This is a genomic window from Bacillus sp. JJ1532, from assembly GCF_036965085.1.
Lineage (GTDB): Bacteria > Bacillota > Bacilli > Bacillales > Cytobacillaceae > Cytobacillus.
Window position 1 is genome coordinate 1 of sequence record NZ_JBALOW010000049.1, and the last position, 10313, is coordinate 10313.

At 37.6% G+C, this 10313-nt stretch carries 10 protein-coding genes and 1 pseudogene; 9 read left to right on the plus strand and 2 right to left on the minus strand.

Annotation, left to right across the window (positions count from 1 at the left end):
* Positions 1-161 precede the first annotated feature (161 nt).
* The 6 genes from V7122_RS17270 (at position 162) to V7122_RS17295 (ending at position 4716) form a co-directional block, all read left to right on the plus strand.
* The gene (locus V7122_RS17270) at positions 162-1226 is read left to right on the plus strand and encodes an ABC transporter substrate-binding protein (RefSeq protein WP_335484716.1); all 1065 of its coding nucleotides are present in this window, start codon (positions 162-164) and stop codon (positions 1224-1226) included.
* 4 nt (positions 1227-1230) lie between these two features.
* Positions 1231-2004, plus strand: coding sequence for an ABC transporter ATP-binding protein (locus V7122_RS17275; protein WP_335347816.1), 774 nt, complete (start codon positions 1231-1233; stop codon positions 2002-2004).
* A 3-nt stretch (positions 2005-2007) separates the two neighbouring features.
* On the plus strand, positions 2008-2799 hold the full coding sequence (locus V7122_RS17280; protein ID WP_335484714.1) for an ABC transporter permease: 792 nt from the start codon (positions 2008-2010) through the stop codon (positions 2797-2799).
* A 109-nt stretch (positions 2800-2908) separates the two neighbouring features.
* Positions 2909-3370 carry a RidA family protein gene (locus tag V7122_RS17285; RefSeq protein ID WP_335527798.1) on the plus strand — a complete coding sequence of 154 codons (462 nt, stop codon included), beginning with the start codon at positions 2909-2911 and terminating at the stop codon, positions 3368-3370.
* A gap of 14 nt (positions 3371-3384) precedes the next feature.
* On the plus strand, positions 3385-4344 hold the full coding sequence (locus tag V7122_RS17290) for a threonine ammonia-lyase (RefSeq protein WP_335527802.1): 960 nt from the start codon (positions 3385-3387) through the stop codon (positions 4342-4344).
* 42 nt (positions 4345-4386) lie between these two features.
* Positions 4387-4716 carry a rhodanese-like domain-containing protein gene (locus tag V7122_RS17295; protein ID WP_335527805.1) on the plus strand — a complete coding sequence of 110 codons (330 nt, stop codon included), beginning with the start codon at positions 4387-4389 and terminating at the stop codon, positions 4714-4716.
* 56 nt (positions 4717-4772) lie between these two features.
* Here the strand turns inward: V7122_RS17295 and V7122_RS17300 are convergent, their stop codons facing one another.
* On the minus strand, positions 4773-5234 hold the full coding sequence (locus V7122_RS17300; protein ID WP_335527808.1) for a CBO0543 family protein: 462 nt from the start codon (positions 5232-5234) through the stop codon (positions 4773-4775).
* Positions 5161-6306 carry a DUF2515 domain-containing protein gene (locus V7122_RS17305; RefSeq protein WP_438824794.1) on the minus strand — a complete coding sequence of 382 codons (1146 nt, stop codon included), beginning with the start codon at positions 6304-6306 and terminating at the stop codon, positions 5161-5163. The genes V7122_RS17300 and V7122_RS17305 overlap by 74 nt, the downstream gene beginning before the upstream one ends.
* 85 nt (positions 6307-6391) lie before the next feature.
* On the opposite strand from V7122_RS17305, the gene V7122_RS17310 reads away from it, so the two are divergent.
* The 3 genes and pseudogenes from V7122_RS17310 to V7122_RS17320 all read left to right on the plus strand — a co-directional run.
* Positions 6392-8275, plus strand: coding sequence for a terpene cyclase/mutase family protein (locus tag V7122_RS17310; protein WP_335527816.1), 1884 nt, complete (start codon positions 6392-6394; stop codon positions 8273-8275).
* 227 nt (positions 8276-8502) lie between these two features.
* A pseudogene (locus V7122_RS17315) lies at positions 8503-9153 on the plus strand (CaiB/BaiF CoA transferase family protein); the annotation flags it as partial.
* Between the two features lie 96 nt (positions 9154-9249).
* Positions 9250-10313: purine-cytosine permease family protein (locus V7122_RS17320; protein ID WP_335527811.1), on the plus strand; the 1064-nt coding region annotated here is incomplete at its 3' end.

Here is a 10313-nt window from a genome sequence, read left to right on the forward strand (position 1 = left end):
CTTTTTATATATTTAAAATAATATTTTCAAAAAGCTTTGAAGCGATCCCACATGTGTAAATAACCATAATTTATAGGTTTTTTTTTGAAAATTATGTCGAATGCACTTCACTTATGTTAATATTTAATAATGTACTACATTAAAGCATGGAGGTATTTACATTGAAAAAATCTTTAACAATCATTTTTGCCGCTATTCTATCATTAACTCTAGCGCTTACAGGTTGCGGACAAAAAGAAGAAAATCAATCAACAGGAAATGAGTCTGATGCTGGAAAAGGCCCGGAAAAGGCCTCTGTCAACATTGGAATGCTTAAATTAACGAGCTCAGCACCATTATTTATTGCATTAGAAAAAGGATTTTTCGAGGAAGAAAATATAGATGCAAAAGCAACTTGGTTTGAAGCAGCACAACCGATTGCAGTTGCAACAGCAGGTGGCAGTGTAGATGTTGGTGCTACTGGAATTACTGCGAGTCTATATAATATGGTTGCTGGCGGACAGAAATTATGGATTGTTGCTGATAAAGGCCGAGAGCAGAAAGGCTACTCTTCATCCGCCCTGCTTGTACCGAATGATTCTAGTGCAGCAACGATTGAAGACTTAAAAGGAAAGAAAATCGGGATTACTCAAACAGGCTCCACATTCCATTATATGGCAGGTAGAGTATTAGAAAATCATGGCTTAAGCATTGCTGACGTTCAATTAGTACCACTCAACAGTATTAAGGGTCTAATGGAAGCTTTAAATAGCAAGCAGGTGGATGCTGTTATTTTAAATGAGCCTAATATTTCAACTGTCGTACAAGAAGGATATGGAAAAGTCATTTCTCAAATTGGTGAAGAAATCGATTATCAAACTTCAGGAATTTTCTTCTCACCAGCATTTGCAGATAATAAAGATGCAGCAAAAAGATTCTTTAAAGCTTATATCAAAGCATCCCGATACTACTATGATGCCGTTTTAGTGAAAAAGGACGGAGAAACTGTACCAGGGGAAAACTATGATGAAGTTATAAATATCATTGCCAAGTATACGGACCAAGATCCTGAGCTTATCAAAAAAGGGCTGCCATATATGGATCGTGACGGTAAATTACTTGAGTCTGACATTCAAACACAAATTGATTGGTATGCAAAAGAGAAACTTATCGACAAAGCTATAGATAGCAAAGAAATCGTCAACACACAATTGTTAGAGGAAGCACTAAAAGAACTAGGGGAATAACATCATGAGAATAGTCGTAGAAAACGTCAGTAAGAAATTTGCTGATTCTAAAAAAAGAGAAGTAACGGCTCTTGAAAACATTAATTTTTCCATCGAAAATCAAGAGTTTGTCGTTCTCGTTGGTCCGAGTGGCTGCGGAAAATCTACCTTGCTTAATATTGTGGGAGGATTAATGTCGCCAAGTGAAGGACAAGTATATTTTGAAGGCACTGAAGGAAGGGAGCCCAATTTAGGAATCGTCTTTCAGGAAATTGCATTATTTCCATGGCGTACCGTTTTTCAAAATGTCGTTTACGGACTTGAAGAAAAGGGAGTCAGTAAAAAGGAAAGAGAAGAAAAAGGGAAATACTATATTGATATGGTAGGATTAACAGGTTTTGAAGGTGCTTATCCTAAGCAGCTTTCAGGGGGAATGAAGCAGCGTGCAGGAATTGCCCGTGCCCTTTCTGTAGAACCTGACCTCCTTCTCATGGATGAACCATTTTCTGCATTAGATGCACAAACTAGAACGATCATGCAAGAAGAGCTTTTAACGATTTGGAATCGCACTAAATTAAGTACGCTTTATGTTACACATAACATTCAGGAGGCAGTCTACTTAGCAGACCGGGTTATCGTGTTGTCCCGCCATCCCGGCAAAATCAAAAGCATTATTCATATTGATTTACCAAAGATGGGCCGAGATGAAGAAAAGTATCGTAGCCAATTTGAACAATATTCCACAGATATTTGGAATTTAATACGCCATGATGCTCAGGAAGCATTGAAGGAGGCGTAGAAAATGAGTGAAAATAAACAAATCATCAAAAATCGGGTTGGGTTTCTGGAACGGAAAATTCCAACCTATGCATCCGTTTTAGGAATTACAGGACTTTTGCTCATTTGGGAGCTTGTTTGCCGTATGAACATCGTCCCTCCACTTTTCTTACCGGCACCAACAGCCATCGTAACAGCCGGATGGGAATTGATTAGCAGCGGGGAGCTTCTAAAAAACCTTTTAGCAAGTCTATACCGAATTGGTTGGGGCTACCTTCTTGGTGCCACTTTAGGTATTATTATTGGTCTCATTCTTGGCTTTTCAAAATGGGCTGACGCGATCTTTACACCAATCGTGTATTCAATTTATCCGATTCCAAAAATTGCTTTACTCCCGCTTATTATTTTATGGTTCGGAATTGGGGAATTGCCAAAGGTCGCTATTATTGCGCTAGGTGTATTTTTTCCAGTCCTCATTAACACCTTTTCTGGTGTAAAAAGTGTGGATCAAATATTAATAAAAGCAGCGGTCACATTTGGTTCAAATCATTTTAATGTGATTCGAAAGGTCATATTGCCTGGTGCACTTCCAACTATTTTTGCTGGTCTTAAATTAGCAGCCGGTACAGCTCTTTTGCTATTGGTTTCTGCTGAAATGATTGCTGCACAATATGGGATTGGCGCAATGGTGCTGCATTACGGGAATCTTATGATCACCAATAAATTAATGGTAGGCGTTTTATTACTTTCGTTTTTAGGCCTCCTTTTTAATCGGGTGCTTCAGTGGCTGGAAAGAAAGCTTATTCCGTGGAAATAGAATCTGGGACAATTCCTTACACAGGAATTGTCCTTTTTTAAAGGGATTTTTCTAGTCATTACAGAATGATAATGTTAGAAACATATAAGATAAAAGGGGTTTAGAAATAGTGTTGATTGAACAACGTTTACAAGAGCTTGGTTTAACATTACCTGAGGCAGTACCTCCGCTTTATAGCTATGTACCTATTGTGATCCACAATCATGTTGCGTATATTAGCGGCCAAGTGCCCCGGGTGAACGGGAATATCCCTTATAAAGGCAAGGTAGGTGAAGGGGTGACGATTGAACAAGCGCGTGAATTAGCAGAAATATGTGTGTTAAAGGCATTAAGCTGCTTGAAAGAAGCTATTGGGAGTCTTGATAAGGTGGAGCAGGTTTTAAAGGTAACTGGTTATGTTCAATCGGCCCCTGAATTTTCACAGCAGCCAAATGTTTTAGACGCTGCTTCTGAACTACTAGTGAAAATTTTCGATGAAAGAGGGCGCCACGCAAGAACGGCCATTGGGGTAGCCGAGCTTCCAAGCAATACTCCCATTGAGATTGACTTTATCATTGCCATAAGGGAGTAGGAAGGGAGAAACCGATGATTTCATTAACTGATGTACAAGCGGCAAGAGAGAGAATTAAAGATATTACTTATGTCACACCGATATTGAAATCAGATCAATTATCGAAGGTTTGTGGCAATCAAATCTATTTGAAGTCAGAGCATTTACAAAAAACAGGTTCCTTTAAAATTAGAGGGGCTGCCAATAAAGTGATTCAAGCCGTTCAGGATGGGGCAAAATATGTGACCGCAGCTTCTTCTGGAAATCATGGGCAGGCAGTGGCTTATATTGCGAACCAATACGGAGTTCCGGCGACAATTGTCGTCCCTGAAGATATAAGCTTTTGTAAAGAAAACGCTATAAAAGGTTACAGTGGCCGTATTGAAAAATGCGGCACAACTTCAGCTGAGCGATTACCGCGAGCGAAGGAAATAGCAGCACAAGAGAACGGGATCTATATTCCTCCATATGATGATCCTTATATTATGGCTGGGCAAGGAACAATTGGATTAGAATTATTAGACCAAATCCACGATGTCGATGCAATTATTGTTCCAATTGGCGGCGGCGGTCTAATTTCGGGCATTTTAACAGCTATAAAGGAAAGTAATCCCAAAATAAAAGTAATCGGAATAGAACCTGCCTTGGCTAACGATACATATCTTTCCTTTGAAAAGAAGCAGATTACTTCCATTCCAGGGACGAATACTATTGCAGATGGTTTAAGAACGAATCAGCCTGGAGATCTCACTTTCCCTATACTAATGAAGTATTTGGATGATATCGTTCTCGTCAGTGAAGATGAAATCCGCAGGGCCTTTAGCTTTGTGATGGAAAGAATGAAACAATTAATCGAACCTTCAAGTGCTACAACAGTAGCAGCAGCTATGTTTAATAAATTGCCATTCCAAGAAAAAAAGATCGTTACAGTCATTTCAGGCGGAAATGTTGATCTCGAAAAAATTTCAAATTTTATCACCGATACGCAATTGTGATACGATATTTGTATAAAAAACATTTAAGGTGGCTTTAATGAAATGAAAACAATGACAGCATCAGAACTTGCTGAAAAACTCACAAAGAATGAAGAAGTTATTATTCTGGATGTAAGATCTACTGATAAATATAATACCTACCATATTGATAATGAAAATGTACGTAGTTTAAATATTGAAAAATCGAACATTTTTTCTTTAAACGAAGATGATATGGACGTGATTTCATCCTTGCCCAAAAACGAAGAGATCATCGTCACTTGTACGACTGGAAATTCGGCAAGAAAATGTGCTGAAATATTATCAGAGAAAGGCTTTAATGTAACTGTGCTATCTGGCGGTGTTACAGCTTGGAAGGAATTAAATGATTAATATGTCGTAACATTAAGAAGCAGTCAGGTGTAAATACGGCTGCTTCTTGTTTATGATTATTTTTTTCGTGAATCTGATAAAAAGCTTATTCGATTAAATAAATAAACACAAATCAGAAAAATGATATATCCGCAAAAAGAAAACCAGTGCTTCCAAGAATCTTTATGGATAAAAAATCCGATTTCCTCCGCAAGCTTTTCTGCGCATGCCATCAATAAGCTTATAACAATAATAAAACCTGCTTTTTTCCAGACATTGATCCTATTCATCATAAATAAAAAAAAGACAACAAACAAAGGCAATCCAATTAGAGTAAACACAATATTAATAGAAAAAACATCCGGCAGAAATCTTTTTGGAAAAGAATACATACCTATCCCAACAAAAAATAGATCAAGATAAGTTCCTATTAATGAAGCAAGAAGTATAGCAGGGACCATTTTTTTAATATCGAAGAAAAATGGCCTTTTTTGTAATTGCTGCAAGTTCGAGCCTTTCAAGTGTTTTGCAATAGTCATTTTCAATCTCCCCATCAAATTTTTCATTTGTTTCGGCCAAGTATTGAATCACCTTCCAATCTTTATACCAGTCCCCCGGTTCAGCTGGCGGATGCACTCTATTTTTCCATGCAAATTCTAGCCTCGGACTATACAATTTAGATGCACCAGGAGCGAGATTGCAAGATTTAATATTAGGTTTCAGCATCGTTCCTGGGGCTCCTTCATTGATATCATTAAACATTTGCGGCCAGTAATCCTTTCGGGATCCTGTATGAGGATGTTCATTCGCCCAATTCTTCACAAACATATGCCGTTCTTTATGACTGAATAAAACGGCATACAGTCTCTTTCCTAAAAGGATCCGCTCATGCAAGCTTTCAAAATGGTGCAGTGTCTGCCCAATTAGCTTCAGTTTCCCATTTTCTATAAATGGAAAAAGAATATGGTTCATCGATAGGAAATCCTGCAGCATAAATTCTAATGTCTTAAAGACATTCTTTTTATAAGCGGGATGTTTGAGCACCCTTTCTTCAAGATAGCTTTGTTCATTAACAACTAGGGCCATAGTAAGAATATATGGATCATGATTGTACAAAAAATGATTCCAAATAGTTTCCATGAACGAGGATATATGTAAATGAGGCAATAGGTGAAATAAATTTCTTCCCCTCTTTAGACTTTCTTCATAGATTAAAAATTGCGGGTAAGCATCTTGAAAAATCAACCAATTCCCTCGTTCTAAAAACGCAAAAAATGAATCAGATTCTTTTCTTGAAATCAATCTCTTCAGTAAGCTGCCTTTTAAATCCGTCATATTCCAGCCGCCATTTCGCGATACCATATGCCCGAGAAAGGCCCAGTGAATCTCTGGACACCGGTTATAGAAATCTAAATATGCTTTCGTTCGGGTGATATTGTTTTTATTTAATAGACTTGTCCGATCATTAATTTTTTGAATAATGGACTTTTCTTCGAGGGAGAGCTCAGTTTTAGAATTAGGCATCCCGCTTTTTTTCTTTAAATCTTTCTTTATATGAATAAGCGTTTCGGAAAGCGGCGGTTTGTTTTGTTGAAAGATTTTTAATAAGATGTTAATCACCTTCTCAAAGAATTCTACGGTTCTGTGATGAATATGTATTTGTAAGACCCATATTACGAGGAGATGAATGAGATTGATGAATAATGCCATTTTGGATGGAATTAATGAACTTATTGAGATACTAAGGAAAGACCAAAAACCCGATGGAACTTGGGATTATCCATTTGAAACAGGCATTTCCACAGATTGCTATATGATTATTTTATTAAGGACATTAGAAATAAATGATGAAAAGTTAATTTTGGATTTAACGAAGAGAATCTTAAGCAGACAAGAAGGGAACGGGGCTTGGAAGCTATTTTATGATGAGGGCGATGGAAATCTCACTGCAACTATAGAGGCTTACTATGCGTTGCTAATATCCGGATACTATCAGAAAAAGGACAATAGATTGAAAGCAGCCAAAAGCTTTATTTTGAAAAAAGGCGGCATTGGGAAAGCACATATGTTTACAAAAATCATGCTGGCAATAACTGGACAAATGAAATGGCCAAGGTTCTTTCCCGTTCCATTGGAAATGATTCTGCTTCCGCTATCATTCCCGGTAAATTTCTACAGTTTTTCCGATTACGGAAAGGTAAACCTTGCCCCAATCATGATTCTTGCAGATCGAAAGTTTCAGCTTAAATCCAGCTTCAGTCCCGATTTATCAGATTTAATCATTCAGAGAGGATCTGAGTTTGAAGGTGAATGGGATGAATGGCGTTCTATTTTCTCAACCATTGAAAAAGGGATTAAAAGTTTAATAGGATTGCCAAGCCAAATTCATAAACAGGCAACAGTACAGACGAAACAATTTATGCTTGATCGTATTGAGCCGGATGGAACCCTTTATGGATATTTTAGTTCTACATTTCTAATGATTTTTGCTTTTTTATCCCTTGGAGTTTCAAAGAAAGATTCCTTAATTACAAAGGCAATAAGTGGATTATTGACTATGAAGTGTGAAATTAAAGGACTTCCCCATATGCAATACACAACCGCAACCGTGTGGAATACTTCATTAATCAATTATGCTTTGCAGGAGGCTGGCGTTTCTGATAAAGACGCAATGGTGAGAAGAGCAAACCATTATTTGCTGAAAAAACAGCAATATAAATATGGAGACTGGGTCGTAAATAATCCAAATGCATTACCAGGAGGCTGGGGTTTTGCTGATATGAATACGATCCACCCAGATGTTGATGATACTACTTCTTCTTTAAGATCGATTGCAAGAAGTGTCATAACGAATCCGAGTTACCGTCAATCATGGGAAAGAGGGGTTTCATGGGTAATATCCATGCAAAACAACGATGGGGGCTGGCCTGCTTTTGAAAAAAATACAAATAGTAAGTTACTGCAGTTATTGCCAATCGAAAAGGCTGAGTATATTTTGGCTGACCCTTCTTCTGCAGATTTGACAGGGAGAACACTTGAATTTCTCGGAAACTATACAAATCTAGCAAAGAATTATTCTGCAATCCCAAAGGGAATAAACTGGCTAACTACAAGCCAAGAAAAGGATGGTTCTTGGTATGGAAGATGGGGGATCTGTTATATTTACGGGACGTGGGGCGCCGTAACAGGGCTAAGAGCAGCTGGTGTTTTACCCGAAAATCGGACTATTATAAAAGCGGTCAACTGGTTGCAGCAAATCCAAAATCCAGATGGCGGCTGGGGAGAGTCTTGTAATAGTGATAGTGAGAAAAGGTATATTCCATTAAATACAAGCACTTTAACGCATACTGCTTGGGCGGTGGATGCACTAATTTCGGTATATGAACAGCCAACTAAAGAAATAAATTCTGGGATTCAGTTTATTTTAAATAACCTTAATAAAGATGACTGGACAACTGAATACCCAAAGGGCCAAGGATTGGCAGGTGACTTTTATATTCACTACCATAGCTATCGCTATATTTTTCCTCTGCTGACATTATCACATTATAAAAGAAAATATTATCAAAAAAGGTATTGAAAAATTCAGAAAATTGAGATAAGATAAAAATAACATCTTCACCCTATTTGCTTAATCAGCAAAAGGAAGAGAAGAATCTACTTTAAATTCAATATGTTGACTGATAAGATTCCACGTCCATCCTTTGCCGGAAGGTTCTAATGGATCATTTAGCCAGTCCTTAACACATTCATGTGAAAGGACTGGCTTTTGTATTTTTAAGAATTTATTTGCTAGGGGTGGTTTACTTGAACACTGCACTAGAAGGTATAAAAGTTTTAGATTTAACAAGAGTTCTTGCTGGACCTTACTGTACGATGATTTTGGCAGACCTTGGAGCAGACGTGATTAAAGTTGAAGCTCCAGGCGGCAATGATGAAACAAGAAGTTGGGGACCGCCATTTCAAAACGGAGTGAGTGCATATTATTTATGTGCAAATCACAAAAAGCGGAGCATAACTGTAAATCTCAAAACAGAAGAAGGAAGGGCAATCATTCGAAAGTTAGCTAAAGAGGCAGATGTTCTTATTCACAACTTTAAAACAGGTTCTATGGAAAAATGGATGCTTGATTATGAATCTATGCAATCAATAAATCCAAGATTGGTTTACTGTTCCATAACTGGTTTTGGTGAAACAGGACCTGACCGTCACTTACCTGGTTATGATTATATTATTCAGGGATTGAGCGGGCTCATTAGTATCACTGGTTACAAGGATAGTGGTCCCATAAAAATTGGAGTGGCAATGGTGGATATTCTTACAGGATTATATTCAGCCATTTCCTTCGAAGCGGCGTTATATGAAAGGGAGAAATCAGGACTAGGGCAAAAAATTGATATGTCCCTTTTGGATACCGCTGTTAGCTCTCTTGCAAATGTAGCAAGTAATTATCTCATTTAAGCGTTCACTAGCTTATTGGAACTAGCATTAAAGAACAGGGGCTAACCGCCCTTGTCCTTTGATCATAAATTAAAATGATAAGGAGTTGGATTCATGGCTGAGATTTCTAAACCGAATACTGTGATTGACGATGGCCGTATTAAAGAAGAAAAGAAGGATGATTTTGCTTTAGAAAAGGTTCCAATAGAAGGCAGGACAATGGGTTGGAAAAGTATTACCAATGTAACTCTCGGAGTCGCAACAGCAATGATTTTCATGCAAATGGGAAGCCTAATGGCAGTTAGCTTTGGGGCTGTCAATGCACTGTTAGCGGAAATATATGCAACAGTTGTAGCTGGTGCTTTAGGTATTGGAATATGTTATTATGCTGCTAAATCAGGATTAAATGTTAATTTATTGGCAAGAGGCGGGGGTTTTGGCTATATCGGGGCATCCATAACCTCCCTCATTTATGCTTTAAACTTTATCATGTACTGTGCAATTGAGGGAGCTATTATGGCATTTGCAGTACATGAATATTTGCCAAGTATTCCAGTATGGTTGCTCATGGTTATCTTTGGGTTACTAGTTGTGCCTCTCAATTGGTTTGGAATTAAACAGTTGGATAAACTGCAAAAATGGTCATTGCCAATTTTTATTATATTACTAGGTGCTGGCTTCTTTCTTGCCTTTAAGATAACTCCAAAAATTGCTGGAAATGTATGGACTTATTTACCAGAGGGGTCCGAAGTAGGCGGGGCTGCCTTGCTTGCATGTATTGGAATTATGAATGGTTTAGTCGGAATTATGGCTCTACTCGTATCAGACTATGCACGGTTTATTAAAAAAGAAGAATTTAAAATTGGTGTATTTGCTGTCGGATTTATACCTCAACTCGTTTGTTTTTTACTCATGGGAATCATTGGAATATGGTTTGGAGTTCGAATGGCAGAAGTGAATCCAGGAATTTATTTTGTTCAAATTTTAGGTATTGGCGGGGCATTATTTACAATCTTAACTCAAATTAGAATTAATATTACTAATTTATATAGTGGATCATTGTCATTGGCAAGCTTTTTTGAAAACGTATTTAAATTTAAACCAGGGAGAACATTCTGGCTTGTTTTTACATCGGTTGCTGCAATTATCTTAATGCTAGGTGGAGTATTAGATCATTT

Coding starts and splice junctions, on each gene's coding strand:
- V7122_RS17275 (WP_335347816.1), top strand. CDS start 1,231: ATGAGAATAGTCGTAGAAAACGTCAGTAAGAAATTTGCTGATTCTAAA.
- V7122_RS17280 (WP_335484714.1), top strand. CDS start 2,008: ATGAGTGAAAATAAACAAATCATCAAAAATCGGGTTGGGTTTCTGGAA.
- V7122_RS17290 (WP_335527802.1), top strand. CDS start 3,385: ATGATTTCATTAACTGATGTACAAGCGGCAAGAGAGAGAATTAAAGAT.
- V7122_RS17295 (WP_335527805.1), top strand. CDS start 4,387: ATGAAAACAATGACAGCATCAGAACTTGCTGAAAAACTCACAAAGAAT.
- V7122_RS17300 (WP_335527808.1), bottom strand. CDS start 5,234: ATGACTATTGCAAAACACTTGAAAGGCTCGAACTTGCAGCAATTACAA.
- V7122_RS17310 (WP_335527816.1), top strand. CDS start 6,392: ATGAATAATGCCATTTTGGATGGAATTAATGAACTTATTGAGATACTA.